Origin of the sequence: Enteractinococcus fodinae, assembly GCF_031458395.1 — a bacterium.
Classification (GTDB): domain Bacteria; phylum Actinomycetota; class Actinomycetes; order Actinomycetales; family Micrococcaceae; genus Yaniella; species Yaniella fodinae.
The window spans coordinates 1,034,805-1,055,551 of record NZ_JAVDYJ010000001.1 but is presented as its reverse complement, the minus strand read 5'-3'; the positions used below and the strand labels follow the sequence as shown (position 1 = coordinate 1,055,551).

Sequence of the window (20,747 nt, the reverse complement as noted above, 5' to 3'; positions counted from 1 at the left end):
ATAACATCCGTGGGATCTTGGGGCTGGTGCAGTCGGCGTGTTGAGTTTTTTATTAAAGTTTCAGCAAAACGGCTTCGCCTTGGCCGCCACCACCACAAAGACCGATGGCGGCTTTGCCGGATCCTCGGCGACCAAGCTCTTTGGCTGCGGTCAGAATGAGGCGAGCGCCAGAGGCTCCCACTGGGTGTCCTAAGGCGATCGCTCCACCATAAGGGTTGGTCTGCTCAAGCGGGTAGTCGCCTAAGTCTTTCAGCGATTGGACTATCACCGCGCCGAAGGCCTCATTGATTTCTATGAAGTCCAGATCGGTAGTGGACCACCCGGCACGGTTAATGGCGCTCAGAATCGCGTTCGACGGTTGTGAATGCAACTGGGCATCGTTCGGGCCTGCGACCTGCCCGTAACCGGCGACCGTAGCTAGGATGGTGTGACCGTGTTGTTCAGCATATTCGCGCGATACCACCAGCACCGCTGCTGCGCCGTCAGAAAGTTGTGAAGAGTTCCCGGCTGTGACAGTGCCATCTTTGGCAAACGCTGGGCGCAGTTTGGCTAGCGATTCTTCGGTGGTGCCTTCGCGCACCCCTTCATCACTATCGACGACGATGGGCTCACCACGGCGCTGCGGTATCTCCACCGGGCTGATTTCCTCGGCACGCATTGCTGCACCGTCCACTGCCCGCTGATGCGATAAAGCGGCAACCTTATCCTGGCTCTGCCGATCGATGCAGTGTTTTTGGTTGCCCTCTTCGGTAAGTACCCCCATGGAGCCGCCACTGTCCTGATCGACCAAAGCGTCATGATCAGTAGCGTCGAGCATGGTAACAGGTCCATACTTATGACCCCGCCGAGCACCGGGGATCATGTGCGGAGCATTTGTCATGGAGTCTTGGCCGCCGGCCACAACCACATCGGCATCTCCCAGGGCGATCAGTCGGGCTGCGTCAATGACTGCGGTGGCGCCCGATAGGCATACTTTGTTAATTGTGATGCCGTGAACGTTGCGGCCGATTCCTGCTTGCAGCGCTGCTTGACGTCCGGGGTTTTGACCGGCCCCGGCTTGAATGACCTGACCCATGATGACCGTATCAACGGCTTCTGCGGATACGCCGGCATCTTCAAGTGCGCCTTTGATAGCGTGCGCGCCCAGATCGATGGCTGTGAAGTCGGCTAGCGCACCTAGAAGGCGTCCGAATGGGGTGCGAGATCCGCCGATAATCACTGCGTCGCGTGGTGACGTAGGCAAAGTGACTCCTAAATTCTGTGTGTGGTACCCCACATAGTCTAGCGTAAGAAGCGCCACAGCCGGTCACTTGTATAGCCTTAGATTTACGTCTGGTGTGAACGTCGTCTAACTGTAAACGTGCCGCTATCGAAGCTTGGACTCGCTCCGAGAGACGCACCAGCGGAGTGTTTCAGGGGTTTCTAAGAGTCTGCCCTCGGAGCTCTGTTAGTCGTGACGAGCTTCGGCTCGCCAACGAATCCCTGCGTCAATAAAGTCATTTATTTCGCCGTTGAAGACCTTCTCCGGATTGCCTTCTTCGTGGCTCGTACGAAGATCTTTGACCATCTGGTACGGATTCAACACATAAGATCGCATCTGATCGCCCCAAGAGGCTTTGACGTCACCGGCCAGTTCCTTCTTCTTGGCATCCTCTTGTTCTTTTCGCAACAACAGCAAGCGTGACTTGAGAACACGCAAGGCCGCTGCACGGTTTTGGAGCTGCGACTTCTCATTTTGCATCGATACGACGATCCCGGTCGGAAGGTGAGTGAGTCGCACCGCCGAGTCAGTGGTATTGACGTGCTGACCTCCGGGTCCTGAAGACCTGAAGACATCCACGCGCAATTCGGTGTCCGGAATCTCAATAGAGTCGTCCGATTCGATCAGCGGGACAACTTCAACTGCAGCAAACGAGGTGTGACGGCGCCCCTGGTTATCGAACGGTGAGATGCGTACCAGTCGATGCGTACCGGCTTCAACAGACAAGGTGCCATACGCGTATGGAGCGTTCACCTCGAAGGTCGCGGATTTCAGTCCTGCCTCTTCAGCATACGAGGTATCCATAACCCGAGTCGGGTATCCGTTGTGTTCTGCCCACCGTAGATACATGCGCATCAGCATCAGGGTGAAATCGGAGGCGTCCACTCCCCCGGCTCCAGCACGGATAGTGACCACGGCTTCGCGCTCGTCGTACTCACCGCTGAGCAGCGTTACGGTTTCGAGCTGGCCAAGCGATTTTTTGATACTTTCCAATTCACCCATGGCCTCGGCTCGCAGATCAGCGTCTGCGCCTTCTTGGGCCAGTTCCACCATGACTTCGAGGTCGTCGATGCGGTTATACAACGAGGTGAGTCGTTCAAGTTCGTGTTCTTTACGAGACAGGGCTGAAGTAACCTGTTGTCCGATTGCGGGATCATTCCACAGGTCGGGGGCGCTGGCCTGTTCGGAAAGCTCAGCGATCTCGGCGCGGATCTGATCGATATCAGATACGGCCTCGATGGATTCGTAGGTGTGACGCAGGTCTGCGATTTCTGCGGAAAAGTCTATATCAGCCATTATTTCTCAAGGATACGCGAAATGCGCTAAGGCGCATAACTTTCTTGTTACTGCTCTAGTTGCGTTCGCGCTGTACTTTCTGCCACGACGCGCACCCCGGCGGGCAGCATCCAGTTGACAATAGGAGGATGTGCAGTTGCTGAAAGCTGGACCACAATGCTTGTATCGTCCACTACTTGTACCGAGTCGATGCTGAGGTTAGAAAAACGCTGGGCGGCGTCAACATCGTTGAGATGTTGGGCGACTTGGTTGCTAGCGGATACGGGATTGATGGATAGAGACAGTTGCTCGGGGCTGGCTACTGTAAAAGCGGTCGCTGCGCTCTGGGCTGCTGAATCGGTCAAAGATAGCAACTTGCGATGCTGGAGGGTGACCGACGTGATGGCTGCGATTGTCACAGCGAAGAGCAGAATGACAACCGTGGCTCCGATTATAAAGATGGAAGTTTGTCCATCATCGTCGCGGAATTTCTGGATCATTCGAACTCTCCGATGACGTGGTGACCTGTAGCGCTCATGGTGGCGATTCTGGTGGGGGTACCAAAGAAGGTAGGCACTAAGGGCAACGGAACATCGATACTGACGTGCACGCTGATACGCGTTCCTGGGGTGCTGCAGACTGGGTTACTGCAGTCGATCGTTGTGGTCGTCATGTCGGGGTCGAGTTCATAGTCCTGAGCAGTGAGATGGACCACGCTGACAGCACGACTCTCGGCGTCTGCCTCCGCACTCGTGTGGCCAACAGTTTTTGCGGCCTGATCTGAGGCAGCAACGGCTGCATAACCTGCCGCTTGTAACTGAGAAATGGTAATCAGCACATACATCGCAGGGATAAGCAACAGCACTGTCAGGCCGATAAATTCTACTGTGGCGGAGCCGGTGTCATTGTGGTGTGAGATCATATGCCTGGGCGGTAGCGGACAACGGGATTGGTCCGGTCAGGAATCCAAACAGCGGCACGCGATGCGAGACCGTCACGGTGATGCGTTCCCCGTCAGATTCGCGAGCGACCTGGATGTGCGCATTTCCAGAGTTTGGAATGGCTTCTGCAAGCAGCATCGCGGTTCGATCTTGCCCCTCCGCCAGGTTACGATCCGCCAGCGCAGCATGACGAGCTCCTGCGGAGGCCACATCGATCAGTGTGTTTTTGGTGTGGATGATAACCCCCACCTGCAAGATAGTGCCGCACAGCAACGTGACCAGTGCGATAATCATTGCCGATTCCGCGACAATGGCACCGTCATCCTCTCGCCGCCGCATTTAGGCTCCAGACACCCGTGCGATTGCGTCTTCAAAGAGGCCATTGAGAGCCGGACCGGCCAGGGCAATAAGTCCGGCAACTAGTATCGCTGACATCAAGGTGATCATCACCCACCCGGGGACATCACCTCTCTCGTCGGCGAGACGGTCGATAGAGAAATATCCAATGAGGCTGTGAATGAGGTGCATAGTGGGTTCCTTTCGAGATTAGATTCCGATATTGAGTAATGAGAGGCCTGGGAACACGGCAAACACCACCGTGAGGGGCATAATGCCAAAGATAAGCGGGACAAGCATATTGATTTCTTTCTTACCCGCTACCTCGAGGAGTTCTCGTTTGGTAAGTTCACGCACATCCATCGCTTGAGCATGAAGTACCCCGGCTAACGGCGTGCCACGTTCATAGGCCACTGTTAGACCTGTGATGAAGCGTTCAACGGAGTGGAGTTTGAGCCGATCTGAACAAGACTTGAGCGCCGTTGTGAGACTGTCTCCTGAACGGACGTCAGCAAGCACCACATTGAATTCATAGGCCAGCTCTCCACGGGCGGTGTTCACGACCCGTTCGACGGCCCCCTGCGCTGAATCTCCAGCTGTGACGGACAAGGCTAAGAGTTCCGCCACCGTAGGGAATTCCGCGAGGATGGTGGCGCGCCGCTTTGTGATTTGCGCAGTCAGAAGATTATCTCGTAGGAAAAATGCCAGGAGCGTCACGGCCAAGATCATGATCAATCCCACCAGCGGATGCAGGCTGTAGTTTATGGCCGCCCAGATGCAGGCCGTAGTGGCGGTAGCGGCCGCGAGGACCGCCATGATGAGTTGTTGTGCTCGATAGTCTGTCACCGTAAGTTTCGAACCGGCTTGGGCTAGACGCGCTGTAAGTTGGGCGTTGCCAAGATTGAGTTTGTTGAGTTGTGCAACACCCACCTCGATAACTGGGGCCGCCAGAGTCGAAAGTGTTCCAAGTGTTGTTAAGGTCGATGTTTCGTGGTGCTTGGCAGTAGTCTGTGCCCGCATCTGTGGTGCTACGCGCTCAATTAAGCTCGGTCTACTTCGACGCACGAGGACTACCGCGATCATGGTCAGTCCGAGGCCACATACGACGGCCAGAGATACAGCTGTCCACATCGTCGTCACAAGACTCTCCGCTCTGGAGGCAGAGAGCCAATCCGTAGCATGAGCTGGTAACAGATAATGGAAACTCCCATGCCCACCAGCAGCACGATGAGACCCGCGAGCGACTGGTAGGCAGCAGCTGCCTCGGGTTGCATGGCGAGCAACAATAGAATTAACCATGGCGCAACCACGGCTAGTCGTGCCCCATTAACTGTCCATGATTGTCGGGCTTCAAGTTCTGCTCGAGTCCGTGCATCATCTCGCAGGAAGTCGGACAGTGTTTCTAGCAGACGGCCAATATCCGCCCCGCCCACTTCGCGTGTCACCTGGAGCGCTGCGACCAGCCGATCTGCGGTCGGGTCGGCGAGGATATCCTTAAGCCGGTCAAGTGCATCATTGAACCGGGCCCCCGATCGGTAGTCGGTAGCGAAACTGGCAAATGCTTCCCGAAGTTCAACGGGACCACGCTCTGCCAAGTCGGCGAGCGCTTCGGGCAGGGTGAGACCTGCTCTGATTGCTGACCGAAGGTTGTCGATGGCATCGGGCCAAACCTCACGCAAGACTGTTTGGCGACGTTTGGCTTGCCAGGTGAGCGCGCCCCACGGTAGTGCGGCGGCGAATACAGCGAAGCACAAACCAATCGGCGCAGCCCCGGTCAAGGCTGTGAGGCCTATGAAAACGACCGTTCCCACAACGAGTGATAACGTAACCACGCCGGTTACTGTGATGCGCTGGATCCCGCTTCGTGCTATCAGCTGCTGGGCTTTAGATGGCGTCGGGTCAGAAGTTCGGGGTTTACGGGGCCAGCACGACCACCATATAAGTAGCAGCCCTGCCCCGAGTAACAACCCCAGGATCGCGCTCATGCCGCTTCTCCGAGCACACTCCGAATGTCTATTCCAGCATGAGCGTATTTCTGATGCTCCATCAGCCCGGTAGGGTTAAAAGTCAGTTGATGATCCTGCATACGAAATACCGGGGCGGTTTCGATCAAGCCCGCTTCGACGCGGTTTCCTACCGATAAAATTTCCGTAACTTGACGCTGGCCATTTGGATTGCGAGCGCAGTGCACGACTAGGTCGAAGCAACTTGCAACCGTTGGAGTTACGAAGTCGCGGCTGATATTTTCTCCCGCTAAGAGCGGCAGCGTACAAATTTTGGTCAGCGCGTCGTGAGCGGAGTTGGCGTGAACACTACACATTCCAGCTAATCCAGCATTCATGGCTACCAACATATCTAGGGCTTCAGCTTCTCTCACTTCGCCGACGATAATGCGATCTGGTCGCATGCGCAGGGCTTCTTTCACAAGACGTCGTAGCGATATCTCGCCGATTCCTTCGAGATTCGGTTGACGACACTGCATATTGACCACGTCTCGCTGAGGTATTTTCAATTCGAAAATCTCTTCCACAGTAATGACGCGTTCACGGGGCCCAATCGAGGCGGATAAACAATTGAGCATTGTGGTCTTACCTGCTTGAGTCGCGCCAGAAACCAAGATGTTCAGTCCGGCTCTGACTGCAGCATCGAGGAAAGCCGCGGCTTGGGCCGTCAGACTGTTATTCCGCACTAAATCATGGAGTTTGTGGGCACGGACCACGAACTTACGAATATTGACTGCCCAATGTTGTGAGGTGATATCGGGAATCACAACGTGTAATCGAGACCCGTCAGGTAATGCGGCATCAACGAATGGGGAGGACAGATCTAGGCGCCGCCCACTGCTTTTCAGCATTTTCTCCACCAGATCCGAGACCTGCTGAGCAGTCAAGGAAATATTGGTCATCTCTGTCACCCCAGCTCGAGCGCAGAAGACCTGGGTCGGAGAATTGATCCAGATTTCTTCTACTTCAGGATCATCAAGCAAAGGCTGTAACGGTCCGAAACCCGCGACTGCGTCGAAAACCGCCTGCTGGGTAGAGGCCATGTCTTCGACCATCGGTAGTGGCGCTTGCATGCTGCGAGCATCATATTCAGCTGCGGCGCTAGCGACGAGGGCTCGTATTTCTTCTGGTTGCCCTGTTGGATCAAGGCCACGAGCTCGGATGAGTTCGCGCACTTCAAGTTCCAACAACTGCTTTGCTTCCATACAGCTTCACTACCAACTGTTCTTCCAAATGCTTTGTGACAACGTTCACTTTGGTAGAAGGTTTCACAAGTTGCAAGCCCTGATCCACTCCGCTGTGGATAACCGTAGGAATGGGTGGCTTGTCCACAGACAGATCTCATGACCTAGGTGGTGGCTCCTGTTATTTCGGAGGATGGAAATCTACGTCATGAAAGGAACCGTGATGTACCTACAAATCTTTGGGCTAGCCTCACCACCTGCATGGTGGTACTTAAGTCGTGTGCCCGCCGAGGGTGGAGCAGAGTTGGCAGCAGCCCTGCGAGACATTCTGGGTTCACGGCTAAAGTTCTACTGTGGCAACAAGTTATTAGACGAGTACGAGCAACATGATCTAGCCGAACTCTGGACTACACAGCCTCCGCAAATCCTTGCCAAGCCCGCCGATGCCGAACCCCGGGTTGAACCTGAGACATACCTGAAGCTCATTACAACGACCGGTCCAGACGCGGGTCGTGTTTTCCCTCTGACGCGACGCAATTTATCCGTTGGTCGCGCTTCGGCTCGGGCTCAGGTGCGCGATCCGTGGTTGTCCGGATATGATTTCGATATTCGTTTAGCCTCAGATGGCCCCACAATAATTTCTACGGGAGCGCAACCGCGAGTCTGGGACTATGGAGACGTTTTTATCTCAGGCCAAACGACGTTCGTTTTGCGTCGCGGCATCCAAGGCCCTCTTCATGCCCCACGTGATCCAGGGGACTATGCAATCTCACCGGGTCAACCTCCATCTCCCCCAAACCTCCTCTTGCAGATCATTGGAGCTGCTGCACCGCTGCTAATCGGTGTGGTGTTAATGCTAGTAACTGGAATGTGGTATTTTCTACTATTTTCCGGTATCTCGGTCATTATCGCAGCCGTCCTCATCTTGCAATATCGTCGAGCCAGATCACGCCACATTGCTGCGATCCACGATGAACTGCAGAGGGTCGCAGACCGATTCGCAGCAGATGTATTTACTCCGCACGAATTGATCGGCGCATTTTCCAGTCCGGATGAGGATCCACTCGCTCTTACCGGGCTTCAGCCCACCTTCCCTGTAGTAACGGTTGGTACAGGCGCTCGTCAGGCTCAACTGACTGATTCCCAAGATAGTGACCGGTGGGCATCACATCTTGTCGGGCGTGTCTCTAGTGTCTTGTGTTTGGAACCCGGTAGTCAGACACTTATTACTGGTGATTTGGCAACGAGACGTGCCCTAAAGCATTGGCTTCTTGCTCAGATCATGCGACATGCAAAAGCGACGGGCACCGGTTTCATAGACGAAAGTATTCACGTCGGTGGGCCCCCCGCTGTGGAAGTTTTGGAAGGATACGTCCCAGCCCCCGATCCAAAGCTGCACCAGCTGATTTTCCTTCGGGATTCAAACGTAGTTGCCGACGACGAAACCGCAGTCGTCGATCTCAATGAGGGGACCATCGAAGGTCCGTATAGGTCTACAAACCTGGAGGTTTTCGGGCTTAGCGAACCGACGTTGCAACTGGTTTCTCAGGAACTTCTGCTGACCAGGCCAGCCGAGCAAGTAGAACCACATCATCTGAACTTGACGCAGAACTTGTTGGAGGGCACTGCCACCGCACAGATGCTTACTACTGTCGGATCGGGAAAGTTAGGGCTAAGCATCGACCTTGTACGAGAGGGGCCGCATTTGCTCATAACCGGTACCACCGGCTCTGGGAAATCCGAATTGCTCTTGACCGTGCTTGTGGGTCTTGCACAACGTTACCCACCATCTGAGATGAGCTTGATCCTGCTCGACTTCAAGGGTGGTTCCTCGTTCAACGTGCTGGCTGCACTGCCTCACACAATGAGCGTGGAAACTAACCATGTGGCGGCCGCCTCGTTTCGCTCACTGGAGGCCATCGCCGCGGAGCTGTATCGCCGGGAGGCCTTGTTTGCTAAGCATCTGGTAGCTGATTATGCAGCTTATCGGCGAGCCTTTCCCCAGAGGTTGCTGCCCCGATTAGTTGTCGCGATCGATGAACTGCGAGTGTTGGTAGACCAAAACACTGAGGCGGCGACGACGCTGGCGCACTTGGCTGCTACAGGACGGTCACTCGGGTTCCATTTGATCTTGGCTACTCAGCGGACCCAAGGAGCCGTTAGTGCGGATATTCGAGCAAATATTGGTTCTACAATTGCTCTTCGGACTGCCACAGAACACGACTCCTGGGACGTATTAGGTAGCGCCGATGCCTTTCAAATATCTCCTGTGACACCCGGAAGAGCATACTTTAAAGCCGGAGCAGCCGCACCACGTATGTTCCAAACCGCGCGGTACACGCTAGAAGACGACCCCCTGTTGATAGTTCCCCAAGATGATCCACGAGTCCACAAGGTGGCATCGACGAGTGACTGGCCCGGAGTTGTTCGTCGGCTCCAGCAGTCTGCTGCGGTATTGCCCACACCGCCCCCAGTGATACTTCCGGCACTCGTGAATGAGATCGAAGTAGCGACTCTACGAGAACAATACGGGACTACAGCACTGCACACACCCATTGGCCTGGTTGATGATCCAGCCAATTGTCGCCAGTATCCTGTGGAGATTGGTACGTCTGGCACGGCTTCCGATGAGCTCAGATTAAGCGGGTCTGTGGCGTGGATCGGCGCGGCAGGCAGCGGACTCGAGGCTCTTGTTGATGTTGTCAGTAACCACGTAGTAAGGACAGCGGAACACAAAATACTGTTTGAGGGCCGTCAGCTGGCGCAAACGCTTCCCGGGTGGGACTACGAAATGCTCATTGATCTGGCTACTAGTGATGCCCTGAGGGATGTTTTAGATGACCTGCGAACGAAACTGGCCTCTGGGATGCATATTACCCTGGTGATCACAGAATGGGGCAGCTGGGCCAATGCACCTGTAACCGGAAGTTTTCAAGGGCTTGAAGAATGTCTAATCCGGCTGATGCGACAATTTTCGCCGTTGCTTACTGTGTATGTGTTTGGTGCTCGAGAGCTCGCTGGAGGTCGGTTGCTCGCGACAATCCCAGACCGGTTCTATATACCGAAGAATTCCACTGCAGAACATCAGCTCATCTGGCCAACGCTCCGGTTAGTACCACCCGTGACCGCACGGGCAGTGCTAGTCACCGCTGATCAGCCCCAAGGTGGCCTCGAGGTCCAACTCTGTATTGGCTAAGCCCCGCTTTGGGCCATCGCCGAAGAATATAAACAAATCGTGGCGGCAGTGGCGACATTGAGGGATTCAGCTAGCCCGTAGAGAGGCACCGCAACCCGAGCGTCAGCAAATTCAAGATCGTGACCACTAAGCCCGCGCGCTTCGTTACCGAATAGCCATGCCGTGTGCTGAGCGAGCATACCCGTTTCAGTCTGATCTAAGCCAACGTCACCGTATCCGTCAGCAGCTAGGATCTGACCGCGATACTGAGTTCTAAAGTCGGCTAAAGGCACGTTGGCGTAGACCGGGAGATGGAACAGTGATCCCGCTGTGGAACGCACAGCTTTAGGATTATAAATGTCCACTGTATCGGGAGTCGTAAAAACGTAATCGGCTCCAGCCGCGTCTGCGGCGCGAATGATGGTACCGGCGTTGCCAGGATCCTGGACTCGTACCAACCCAGCAATCAACGCAGCTTCATCGGAGGGGACCCCTCGGGCTGCGGGCAGATTGGCAACCACAATAATGTTTTGGTGGACCACCGCATCTGACATAGCCTGTAACACCCGGTCGGTGGTCTCGGCTACAAAAACGCCATGGTCAAGCTCGGTTATAAGCTCCATCAGCTCTGGATGGGTTGAGGCCAACCGTGCAGTGTAGTAAACCTCTGCCACGGTCTGTTCGGGGGGCCAGAATTTCAGGGCCTCAACTGACAGGTCTAACAATCCCAGGTGTGCACGAAGGGCCTCACTCGCTGATTGCGGGCCTTCTGCTAAGAACCGCTGCCTCCGAATCCGGACAGCAGAACGCCCCGCCAACTGGGCGACCCGTTTGACGCGCTCAGCGTTCGGGTTGTCCATCGAGTTGACGGGGCGGCTATGCATCGAGAGAGTCGCTAGTTTTACTTAGCGGCCGGTGCGTTCACATCAGCTGGCAGGGCTTCCTTAGCCAATTTGACCAGCGAAGTGAAAGTCTCAGCATCAGATACGGCAATCTCAGCCAACATACGGCGATCCAAATCGATTTCAGCCAGCTTCAGACCCTGGATGAAGCGGTTGTAGGTCATACCGTTAGCACGAGCCGCAGCATTGATACGGGTGATCCACAACCGGCGGAAGTCGCCTTTGCGCTTGTGACGGTGCTGGTAGTTGTAGACATACGAGTGCAACAGCTGCTCGTGTGCTTTGCGGTACAAACGTGAGCGCTGACCGCGGTAACCTTTGGCGCGCTCCAGTACTGTGCGGCGCTTTTTCTTTGCGTTGATCGAACGTTTGACACGTGCCATGCGTTCTTCTCCTTAAGTGTGGGTTCCCGGGTGGGAAAAAATTGTTGGGATGCTACCTGGTAGCTAAACTTAGATGCCTAGCATGCGGCGAATACGTGCCACATCAGCTTTTGCCAGCGCTACGTCTGGTTTGAGACGACGCTTGTAGCGGGAGGACTTATGCTCCAGGTAATGCCGGCGATTAGCACGCTCGCGCATCAATTTTCCTGACCCTGTCACGCGGAAGCGCTTGCGGGCACCATTGTGAGTTTTCATTTTCGGCATGAGGGCCGCTCTCCTTCTTGTTGTTCGCTGACTTCCGCTTGGAACCAGCTCAGTCTTATGGCAAGACGTTACCTACCAGAAACGCTCCACGTTCCTAGCAAACTTCTAAATCGTCGAACTGTTTACGACTTGGGTCCTGGTTTTGGACCTTCGGAGGCTTGTTTCGCCTGCTCTTTCAGTTCTTCAGGCATTGCATCAGCCACAGAGTTCTTCGGCTCAGCCTGGTCGGCTTGCTCGTCCCGGGCCTTCTGCGCAGCTGCTGCCTCACGGTCACGACGTGATCCCCCACCTTGGCGTGGTTTGTGCGCGCCGCCTTTACCTTTTGTGGCCTGGGTGCCGCGATGCGGCCCGACCACCATGACCATGTTGCGTCCGTCCTGACGAGGTCTGGATTCGATCTCGCCAAATTCTGCAACATCTTCAGCAAAGCGCTCCAAGAGCTGCACGCCGAATTCTGGCCGCTGCTGCTCACGGCCGCGGAACTGAATCATCGCTTTGACCTTGTCTCCCGACTTCAAGAAACGCTGAGCCTGGCCAACCTTGGTCTGATAGTCATGGTCTTCAATTTTGAGACGGAAGCGGACTTCCTTCAATTGGGTGGTTGCTTGGTTTCGGCGGGACTGACGGGCCTTAACAGCGGCCTCGTATTTCCACTTACCGAAATCCATCAATTTTGCAACGGGTGGCTTCGCCTTCGGAGCGACTTCCACCAAATCTAGATCAGCTTCAACAGCCAGCCGCAACGCATCTTCTATGCGCACGATGCCGACCTGTTCGCCCTCTGGGCCAACTAACCGGACCTCGGGCACGCGGATGCGTTCGTTTACTCTTGGCTCGCTAATGAGATATCTCCTTGTTAGGTTGAATACTGTCAGTCGCCACCTCCCTGGCTGACTTCCAGGGCAAGGCATAAAAAATGCCTCCCTGTAAGACAGTGGAGGCTAATGCTGCGCCAACGTAGTTCAGCGCAGTCATTCGGACTGACGATACGAGAATCTGGTCCGAGCTACCCGATAACTTGATACATGATCCGTCGGCGGGTGGGAGGTGTGCTCCACTTGTCATTCAGCTAATGATCTTAGCATGTTCTTCAGGCACCATCAATTTGAAGTTGGCTCCCGCCAGCTACTCTGTGCACGAAAAGTTACTGCGACGATGATTTGAATGCGTCAAGGTGTGCCAAGCTTAGGGGTATGACTGAACCACATGATCACGCCCAAGAGGGTGTCTACGAATTTGGCCTCGACGATGTCGAAAACCAGGTTCGCGAAATACACGAAGTTCCTGCAGCCGAAGTTATTGCCACTACCGCTGTGCACTTGATGACGGCAGCCGCCGTTAAAGTCGGTCTTGGCGATATGCCCAATGCACGCGACCATATCGATCTGGATGAAGCGCGAAAATTGATTACCGCTCTTGCGGGACTCGTAGTCGCTGGGGCACCCGACATGGGTTCAGCCCACGCTGCTCCGCTGCGTGATGGTCTGCGTACGCTGCAACTGGCCTTCCGCGAAGAATCAATTGTGCCAGACCCCCCTGGTCAAGGACCCGGCGAAAAATACACCGGCCCAGTAAACTAACCACCAGTTGAGCTCCGGCGCTGCACCAAGTGTTCGTTCAGCGCCGGAGTGAACAATCCGATCAGCACTACGGCCCCGGAAAGAGCTAAAGCAATCCCGAGCACCGGTTCGCCGAGTTGGAAATAACTGATCGATACAATCACTGCCAACACCTCGATCACAATGAGCGCGCCACGAGGCCAGGCTTTCCCCCTAATCACGCCGAGGCCCGCGCCGGTCAACCAGACCGCACCCAGCAGGTAGAGGAACACCAAGAAAAAAATCGCTGTACCGGGCAACTGCTGAGAGCCCGGATCTGCGATGGTCAGCACAGCATTGACGACTAACGCCAGCGCTTGGGCAAACACAACGATGGCAACTATCCATACCGACGGTGACAGATTATTGGACTGCGAGGACTGCGACATATACGACTCCGTGGAACAAACGATGGCCTGAGCAGGACGGCCGATTTAGGTTTAGCCTAACGCCATGTTTCAACTGTTAATGTGAGCGTGGCATCACGGTCATGTTGAATTTACTTGAAATGTGATTAATCACTCTCGGTTTCGGCGAGAATTCTTTGAAAAGCTCTTGAACGGGTGCGGACTCCGTGGAAAGCTGGTTCATAACATATTGACGGAGATCAGTAATCACTTTGTCATTCTTGGACACAAGGCGTCGTTGCACTAATCTGAACGTCTTGGATTGCAGGTCAAAAACACCATTTAACTTGGACGCTGACAAGCGTCTTCTTAGGGAGCGATCATCATGGATTGGCGCAGTCGAGCAGCCTGTCTGGACAAGGACCCGGAGCTATTTTTCCCAGTCGGAAACACCGGCCCTGCGTTATTGCAGATTGAGGAAGCCAAAGCGATCTGCCGGACCTGTCCTGTGCAGGAAGTTTGCCTCCAATGGGCCATCGAGTCAGGTCAAGATTCTGGTGTTTGGGGTGGCATGAGTGAAGACGAACGCCGCGCCCTGAAACGCCGGAAAGCGCGCGCACGTCGCGCTTCATAGGTACAGATGTTCAATTGGGGTGTCGCACCAGCTGGTGTGACACCCCAATTGTTTAATGATCCAACGGGATCTTGATGATAGCCCGTGTGCCTGCTGTCCCGTGGTGATCAGGACGCTGACGCTCCCAAGTGATTGTTCCTCGCAAATCTGCTTCGACCAGCGTGCGAATAATCTGGGTGCCTAAGCCGCTGCCAAAGACTGTCGGAGCATCGGAGTTACTTGGAACTCCTTCATCGATGACTTCGACTCGTAGATATGGGTGGGGTTCACCGACCCGTTGCTGACGTTTGGTCAACAACTTAATCGTCCCTCCGGTGGCGGCCGTGCCATGTTCAACCGCGTTTGTTGCCAGCTCGTTGACGACCAACGCTAGGGGTGTGGCCAGCTGTCCCGGTAACTCGCCGAAGCTGCCATCGATCTGCGTGTGGATCAGTCGGTCCTGTGCGGCAATCTCGACTGCCATAGTGAATTGTCGGTGTAATAGGTCATCCATATCCACCGTGGCGTCCATGGTTTGAGACAGCGTCTCATGAACTAGGGCAATCGCATCCACCCGTGCCATTGCTTGCAGAAGCGCTTGGCGAGCGCTTTCGGACTGCATGCGGCGAGACTGCATGCGAAGCAGTGAGCCGACAGTCTGGAGGTTATTTTTGACCCGATGATGAATCTCTCGGATCGTCGCGTCTTTGCTGATCAATTGTTCGTCTCGGCGACGGATCTCTGTAATGTCACGCAGTAACACCAGAGCTGCGAAGCGTTCCCCGGACTGGTTTACAAGTGGAATCGACCTTGCTGAGAGAACTATTTTGCGCGTCTCGATATCGACTCGAGCTGATTGCCGGCCGAACAGCACGGTTGGCATGAGTTCGTCGATAGGTATGCCAGGGTCCAATTGGTTCGTTACTAACCGGGACAATTGGCGGCCATCCACCGCCTCGCGGATGCCGAGTTTCCGAAAAGCTGAGGTGGCGTTGGGTGACGCGTACGTCACCAGCCCGTGGGCATCGATACGCACCAAGCCGTCACCCACCCGCGGATTCCCGTGACTGGTCGAAGAGGCTTTAGAATCTTGGGCCGGCCATATCCTATTCGACATCATGACTAATAAATCATGGGCGGACTGGCGGTAAACCTCTTCGAGTCTCGATGCGTGCCGCTGCGACACCAGGTTTTGATGGACGGTCACGACCGCAACCGTTGTCTCCTTCGATGTGACAGGCCATGCGGACACCCCCGGTGGGCCGCTGGGATACTCGCCATCGACAGCTACCGGCGCGTGGGTAGCAAACACTTGCCGCAGGAGACCGATGATATTGGTCGGGGCCGTGATACCCATCATGTCCTGTGGCAGCGTCGTCTGAGCGGTCACCGGCCGTGCTTGGGCGTGAGCGACGAAGCTAGTGTCTTGGGGATACCACAACACCAGGTCACAAAACGACAAATCGGCGATGATCTGCCACTCGGCGGTGAGGAGCTCAAGCTGAGCTCGATGGTCTTCGGGAATGGAGAACCCGGAAGTCGAGGAGTGCATGGTTGTAGCGTAGTCCTGACTTCCGGGTTTTGCGAAGTGGTGTCGCGTCTACAGGATCAACGTCCGGAGCCGGCGGAGCACGACTGTGAGCATGGAAAGATCCGTGTACCCGGTCGCGGTGACTTGTGCCTTGAGCTGTTCCGAGATGCCATCCAAGAAGCTCCTGACCCTTGCCACGCGGCGGAGATGGTCCGCTTCCCAATGCCGGATGGCATCGACTGGGCTTAGGCCTTGACTGCCTTCAGTGGCGAGTACCTCTCCGGTCAGTTCGGTCAACCAAGAGTAGAGATCTTCGCGCATGGAGACCCTAGACAGCGCGTCCCATCGGGTCCGCCGTGACAGGCCACTCACCAATTCAAGAAGCTCGCTGACGTTGAACTCGTCGTGGAGTGCAAAAAACACGCCGATGACCCGTTTGGGGTCCATGTTGAGTCGTGCCGCGAGATCCACGATGTCCATGAGTGAATAAGCTTCGAACATGCGTGCAGTCCGAACGGCCAGTTGCGGTGGGAACCCCGCTTCGATAAACCGGTCGCGATCGGTTTCAAAGCGTTTCTTCGTATCCCCGATAAATGCAGATGAGATCTCCGGGATCAGTTCCACGACCTGATCTTTGTATGCACTGATGCGCTGATGCATCGTCAGGTCGGCACGCTGGTGGTGAATGATCCAGCGAGTGAGCCGATCGCTGAGACGTCGCAACCGGTAACCGGATTCCCAACGAACCGAGGCATCCATGGTTTTGGGCAGTGTGTCGAGGTCCTCGCGATATTCGTCCACCTCATATACCGCCTGGGCTGTCAAGAAGGATTCGACGACAGTATGGGTGTCTGCTCCGGTCTCTTCTTGGGCCCGGAACACGGTGGTGATGCCTCCGGTATCGACGACGTAGTTGGCCACCATCATAGCGATGATCTCACGGGCCAACGGGTGTTCAAACACTGTGCTTCCCGCCTTGTCACGCAGCGTTTTCGGGAAGTAGTCACATAGCCAGTCTCGAAACCACTCGTCATCGACCATGTCCGAATCCAGCAAATCTTGCATCAGCTGGATCTTGGTGTAAGACGCTAAGACGGCTAGTTCGGGTGTGACGAATCCTCGACCGTCACGCATCCGTTGGCGGACTTCTTCTTCAGAAGGCAAGGATTCTTGTTCTCGGTCCAGGCCTGCGTGTTCTTCTAACCATGCGGTGTGCCGGATAAGGGTCGGCGTCCAGTCTTCATCAAGACCTTCTTCCAGCCGTAACAATGCGTTCTGGTTGACGTTTGTGGTCAGCACCAGGTCCGCGACCTCATCGGTCATCGACAACAGCAAGTCTGTGCGTTCTTCAGGTGAGATCAGATTCTGGGCCAGCATCGTGTCGATGAGAATCTTGATATTGACCTCATGATCTGATGCGTCCACCCCGCCTGAGTTATCGATGGCATCCATATTGAGCCGCACACCGTGCAGGGCAGCTTCCACACGCCCCGCTTGCGTCGCACCGAGGTTACCGCCCTCACCAACAACGCGGGCCTGAAGTTGTCGCCCGTCAATGCGAATGGGGTCATTGGCCCGGTCGCCAACATCGTCGTGGGTCTCGTCCGAGGCTTTGATGTAGGTACCGATGCCCCCGTTATACACGAGGTCTACCGGTGCTTGGAGGAGGGTCTTAATGAGTTCATTGGGCGTCATTTCTGTGACATTCGGGCCGATATCAAATGCTTGACGCATTTCCTCGGTGATGTCGATAGAGCGTGCGGTGCGATCAAAGACTCCCCCACCAGCGGAGATCAAGTCCGGATCATAGTCTGCCCACGTCGACCGTGGCGTGTTGTAGAGGCGCTCGCGCTCGTCGAAAGATGCCTCCGGCTCCGGATTTGGGTCAACGAAGATGTGTAAGTGGTTGAACGCGGCGAGCAGTTTGGTGTGTCGGGAACGCCGCATACCATTGCCAAATACATCCCCGGACATGTCGCCGATCCCCACGACGGTGAACGGCTCGTTCTCGACGTCCATGCCGAGCATGCCAAAGTGGGACTTCACTGATTCCCATGCGCCACGGGCTGTGATGCCCATGCCCTTATGGTCATACCCGACGGAGCCGCCCGAAGCAAAGGCGTCCCCGAGCCAGTGATCATATTCGGCAGCAATTTCGTTTGCCGTGTCGGAGAAACCTGCGGTGCCTTTATCCGCTGCGACCACGAGGTATGTGTCGATGCCGTCGTGTCGGATGATGTTATCCCGCGTCCAGGTTACGATACCGGCGTCACCGGTTTTCTGGTTGTCGGTGATGTCTAACATGCCGCGCATAAATGTTCGGTAGGCGTCGCGGCCGGCTTCGACCCACGCAGTGCGGTCGACTCTGGGATCAGGCAGCCGGTGAGCATAGAATCCACCCTTAGCGCCCTGCGGCACGATCACAGCATTTTTCGTCTGTTGGGTTTGTACCAGTGACAGAACTTCCGTCCGGAAATCCTCTCGCCGATCCGACCAACGTAACCCGCCGCGCGCAATCGCACCGAACCGGAAATGCACCCCAGAGACTTGCGGGGAGTGCACCCAAATTTCATGCAGTGGACGGGGATTGGGCGCAAACGGAATGCGTTGAGGTGCGAGTTTGAAGCTCAACCACCCGTGACCGGTATAAGCGTTGGTTCGGTCCGTGGCTTGCATGACCGTCAAGTACTGACGCAACAGTCGATCGGCATCTAATGTGGGAACTTGTTCAAAACGTTCGTGTAGCTTACCGACGATCTCATCCAGTTTGTTTGTGCGCTCTTGTGATGCTGCCCCATCGCTCTCATCACCGACGCCAGCTAGCTCTGGGGAAAAGCGGGTCTCAAAATATTCGACTAATCCAGCGGTGATTCCCGGGTTATCCAAGAGGACTTCGGCCATGAACTGGATCGAGGTGGGTACTTGGAGTTGACGCAAGTAATGTCCATAGGAGCGCAGTACCGCCACCATCTGGGGATCGATGCCTTGATGCAGCACTAATTTGTTGAACGCATCGGCGGTAATATCGCCCGAAATCGCGGCCGCGACGGTATCTTCGAGCAACTGGCTCACACTGGAGAGGTTCACATCCTCCTCGGTGACCAAACCAACGTCGTAGAGGTAGTAAATATGCCCATTGCGTGGCGTGATTCGGAAGGGGTATTCATCCGTGACTTGCACACCAAGTTCACCCAGAATCGGCATAAGCGTAGTCAAAGTGATGGGCTGCGTCGAATACACCTTCATTCGCGCACCCTTTTCTAGGGGTTCCAGATAAATGGAAGGCCGATCCTCTGACAGAGCCGTCAAACGCGAGATGTCTTCCATCGCGTCGTCGATTTCAAACCGTACCCGGTAATTGGGCGGGAACGCTTCATCCCAGACTTGCGCGGCTTCTACCCCCGAGTCCTCCCCGAAGACCGCGACGGCTTGGATATCCACGCCCTCTTTCCAGGACCGGACCGCCATAACCAGGTCTTTTTCAATCTGGTGCGAATCTACCGAATCATAGCCTTCCCAACCATGAGGCAACTGGATACGGTAAAACAGGCGCGCCAGCACGGACTCGTCGAGGAAGACATTGAAATCTAATGACTCGGCGTTGAGGTGCTCCACGAGCACGTCTTGGATACGTAGACGCACCGAGGTGTTGTAGCGGTCTCGAGGCAACAACACCATGGCCGTCATGAACCGCCCGTAGATATCGGGGCGTAGGAAAAGCTTGGTTCTGCGACGCTGGCCGAGCGACAAGATCCCGAGCATGGTATCTAGTAGCTCTTGGGCATTCATCTGGAGCATCTCGTCACGCGGGTAGCGCTCCAACTCATGAGCCAATGCTGCACCCGAGTGCGATTGCGGATCAAATCCAGCCTCAGCTTGGACTTGTTCAGCAAGTTCGCGGGCGTATGGAACCTGGTCGATGGGGACAGAGCCCAACGTGGGACGCCACAAACCAATAAAACGACGCTCTCCGACTACTTCGCCGGTCGTGTCGTACTGCTTGGTCGAAATGAAATCCATATAGGCGTTGCGGTACACGCGAGATCGCGAATTCGTTTTGGTGATGATCAACGGCTGTGGTTTCTCGATCTGCTGTTGACCTAAGTTGGTCAGAGGCTGTTTCCGAGACTCTTGTTCCCGTAAAACTCCCAAACCTGTATCGGGTCTGGCATCTAAGTAGTGCTCGCCTCGTTCGTTGGTTGCCAACTCGTATTCTCGATACCCCAGAAAGACGAAGTTATCGTCGCGCATCCACTCCAGAAGTTGTGCTGCTTGTTCAACACCGCGCGCGGTGTCAGGGCTTTCAGTTCGTAACGCCTCGGCCGCCTGGGTGGCAGCATCTTTCAACAAACCGAAATCGTCGTGTGCCGCCCGTGCATCCGCAAGTGACGCATACACCGCTTGCTCTAACTGTTCTGCCTGGTCAGGTTCCAATGGAATAGCCGTTTGGATGGAGATCCAGGACTGCAGTTCTGCATGATAACCCTCGGGCGATGCTGGGATCTGTTCCAGGGGCACCGCCGGGTCACCAGAGATCCGCGGGCGGTGTGGGGGCAGTTCGAAGATATTGGTCAGTCTGCCGTCGTCATTGGCATGCTGCGCTACAACTATGGGGTGCACTATCACAGAGATCGGGACGTCGAGCTTGTTCAGCTCAGCCGAAACCGAGTCGACAAGGTACCGAATGTCGGGATGGACCACTTGCACAGTAGCGTGGCGGGCCGAACGAATGACGGCAATTTTCGGTTGCCCAGCAGCAGCCACGGCAAGCTCCAGGTGCGACTGGACCATAGCGGCTCGGCCCTTGTCTCCAAGCGCACGTTGGTCATCGACGCCGACATGCCGGAAATAGGCTTGAGTCAACTCATCAGAGGCTTGTATCGGGCTGTTCGCGGACGGCGCTGTCCACAACGGATCATTCGCTGGCATCATGC

General features: G+C 55.4%; 19 protein-coding genes. 3 read left to right on the top strand and 16 right to left on the bottom strand.

The window, feature by feature from the left end:
- Positions 1 to 52: 52 nt before the first annotated feature.
- The 9 genes from J2S62_RS05005 to J2S62_RS04965 all read right to left on the bottom strand — a co-directional run bounded on the left by J2S62_RS05005 (position 53) and on the right by J2S62_RS04965 (position 7,021).
- Positions 53 to 1,243 (bottom strand): acetyl-CoA C-acyltransferase, encoded by a 1,191-nt coding sequence (locus J2S62_RS05005; protein WP_310172096.1) that lies wholly within the window; start codon positions 1,241 to 1,243, stop codon positions 53 to 55.
- A 204-nt stretch (positions 1,244 to 1,447) separates the two neighbouring features.
- The gene (prfB, locus tag J2S62_RS05000; protein WP_310172094.1) at positions 1,448 to 2,557 is read right to left on the bottom strand and encodes a peptide chain release factor 2; all 1,110 of its coding nucleotides are present in this window, start codon (positions 2,555 to 2,557) and stop codon (positions 1,448 to 1,450) included.
- Positions 2,558 to 2,604: 47 nt separating this feature from the next.
- Positions 2,605 to 3,036, bottom strand: a complete 432-nt coding sequence (locus tag J2S62_RS04995) for a pilus assembly protein TadG-related protein (RefSeq protein ID WP_310172091.1) — start codon at positions 3,034 to 3,036, stop codon at positions 2,605 to 2,607.
- Positions 3,033 to 3,458 carry a hypothetical protein gene (locus J2S62_RS04990; protein WP_310172090.1) on the bottom strand — a complete coding sequence of 142 codons (426 nt, stop codon included), beginning with the start codon at positions 3,456 to 3,458 and terminating at the stop codon, positions 3,033 to 3,035. The genes J2S62_RS04995 and J2S62_RS04990 overlap by 4 nt, the downstream gene beginning before the upstream one ends.
- Positions 3,439 to 3,816, bottom strand: coding sequence for a TadE/TadG family type IV pilus assembly protein (locus tag J2S62_RS04985; RefSeq protein ID WP_310172088.1), 378 nt, complete (start codon positions 3,814 to 3,816; stop codon positions 3,439 to 3,441). Before J2S62_RS04985 ends, J2S62_RS04990 begins: the two co-directional genes overlap by 20 nt.
- Complete coding sequence (locus J2S62_RS04980) at positions 3,817 to 4,005, bottom strand: hypothetical protein (RefSeq protein WP_310172086.1); 189 nt, start codon at positions 4,003 to 4,005, stop codon at positions 3,817 to 3,819.
- A gap of 18 nt (positions 4,006 to 4,023) precedes the next feature.
- On the bottom strand, positions 4,024 to 4,833 hold the full coding sequence (locus tag J2S62_RS04975) for a type II secretion system F family protein (protein ID WP_310172085.1): 810 nt from the start codon (positions 4,831 to 4,833) through the stop codon (positions 4,024 to 4,026).
- A 116-nt stretch (positions 4,834 to 4,949) separates the two neighbouring features.
- On the bottom strand, positions 4,950 to 5,798 hold the full coding sequence (locus J2S62_RS04970; RefSeq protein WP_310172082.1) for a type II secretion system F family protein: 849 nt from the start codon (positions 5,796 to 5,798) through the stop codon (positions 4,950 to 4,952).
- Positions 5,795 to 7,021, bottom strand: coding sequence for a CpaF family protein (locus tag J2S62_RS04965; RefSeq protein ID WP_310172080.1), 1,227 nt, complete (start codon positions 7,019 to 7,021; stop codon positions 5,795 to 5,797). Before J2S62_RS04965 ends, J2S62_RS04970 begins: the two co-directional genes overlap by 4 nt.
- A 202-nt stretch (positions 7,022 to 7,223) precedes the next feature.
- Between J2S62_RS04965 and J2S62_RS04960 the strand changes: the two genes are divergently transcribed.
- Positions 7,224 to 10,196 carry an FtsK/SpoIIIE domain-containing protein gene (locus J2S62_RS04960; RefSeq protein WP_310175721.1) on the top strand — a complete coding sequence of 991 codons (2,973 nt, stop codon included), beginning with the start codon at positions 7,224 to 7,226 and terminating at the stop codon, positions 10,194 to 10,196.
- Here the strand turns inward: J2S62_RS04960 and J2S62_RS04955 are convergent.
- From J2S62_RS04955 to infC, 4 genes are all read right to left on the bottom strand, one after another.
- Positions 10,193 to 11,059 carry a TrmH family RNA methyltransferase gene (locus tag J2S62_RS04955; RefSeq protein WP_310172078.1) on the bottom strand — a complete coding sequence of 289 codons (867 nt, stop codon included), beginning with the start codon at positions 11,057 to 11,059 and terminating at the stop codon, positions 10,193 to 10,195. The two genes, J2S62_RS04960 and J2S62_RS04955, sit on opposite strands and share 4 nt — an antisense overlap.
- A 17-nt stretch (positions 11,060 to 11,076) precedes the next feature.
- Entirely contained in the window at positions 11,077 to 11,460 is a 384-nt protein-coding gene (rplT, locus tag J2S62_RS04950; RefSeq protein ID WP_310172075.1) for a 50S ribosomal protein L20, read from the bottom strand.
- A gap of 69 nt (positions 11,461 to 11,529) precedes the next feature.
- Positions 11,530 to 11,724 (bottom strand): 50S ribosomal protein L35, encoded by a 195-nt coding sequence (gene rpmI / locus J2S62_RS04945; RefSeq protein ID WP_043058549.1) that lies wholly within the window; start codon positions 11,722 to 11,724, stop codon positions 11,530 to 11,532.
- Between the two features lie 122 nt (positions 11,725 to 11,846).
- Positions 11,847 to 12,635 carry a translation initiation factor IF-3 gene (infC, locus tag J2S62_RS04940; RefSeq protein ID WP_407649899.1) on the bottom strand — a complete coding sequence of 263 codons (789 nt, stop codon included), beginning with the start codon at positions 12,633 to 12,635 and terminating at the stop codon, positions 11,847 to 11,849.
- Between the two features lie 282 nt (positions 12,636 to 12,917).
- Between infC and J2S62_RS04935 the strand changes: the two genes are divergently transcribed.
- Positions 12,918 to 13,304 carry a DUF1844 domain-containing protein gene (locus tag J2S62_RS04935; RefSeq protein ID WP_310172072.1) on the top strand — a complete coding sequence of 129 codons (387 nt, stop codon included), beginning with the start codon at positions 12,918 to 12,920 and terminating at the stop codon, positions 13,302 to 13,304.
- Here the strand turns inward: J2S62_RS04935 and J2S62_RS04930 are convergent.
- Positions 13,301 to 13,711: a hypothetical protein gene (locus J2S62_RS04930; protein ID WP_310172071.1), complete on the bottom strand. Its 411-nt coding sequence runs from the start codon at positions 13,709 to 13,711 to the stop codon at positions 13,301 to 13,303. The genes J2S62_RS04935 and J2S62_RS04930 overlap by 4 nt on opposite strands.
- Before the next feature lie 343 nt (positions 13,712 to 14,054).
- Here J2S62_RS04930 and J2S62_RS04925 point away from each other — a divergent pair, with 343 nt between their 5' ends.
- Positions 14,055 to 14,303 (top strand): WhiB family transcriptional regulator, encoded by a 249-nt coding sequence (locus tag J2S62_RS04925; protein ID WP_310172068.1) that lies wholly within the window; start codon positions 14,055 to 14,057, stop codon positions 14,301 to 14,303.
- A 52-nt stretch (positions 14,304 to 14,355) separates the two neighbouring features.
- On the opposite strand, the gene J2S62_RS04920 is transcribed toward J2S62_RS04925, so the two are convergent.
- Positions 14,356 to 15,834, bottom strand: a complete 1,479-nt coding sequence (locus tag J2S62_RS04920; RefSeq protein WP_310172066.1) for a sensor histidine kinase — start codon at positions 15,832 to 15,834, stop codon at positions 14,356 to 14,358.
- A gap of 48 nt (positions 15,835 to 15,882) precedes the next feature.
- Positions 15,883 to 20,745 carry an NAD-glutamate dehydrogenase gene (locus tag J2S62_RS04915; protein WP_310172064.1) on the bottom strand — a complete coding sequence of 1,621 codons (4,863 nt, stop codon included), beginning with the start codon at positions 20,743 to 20,745 and terminating at the stop codon, positions 15,883 to 15,885.
- Positions 20,746 to 20,747: the final 2 nt, after the last annotated feature.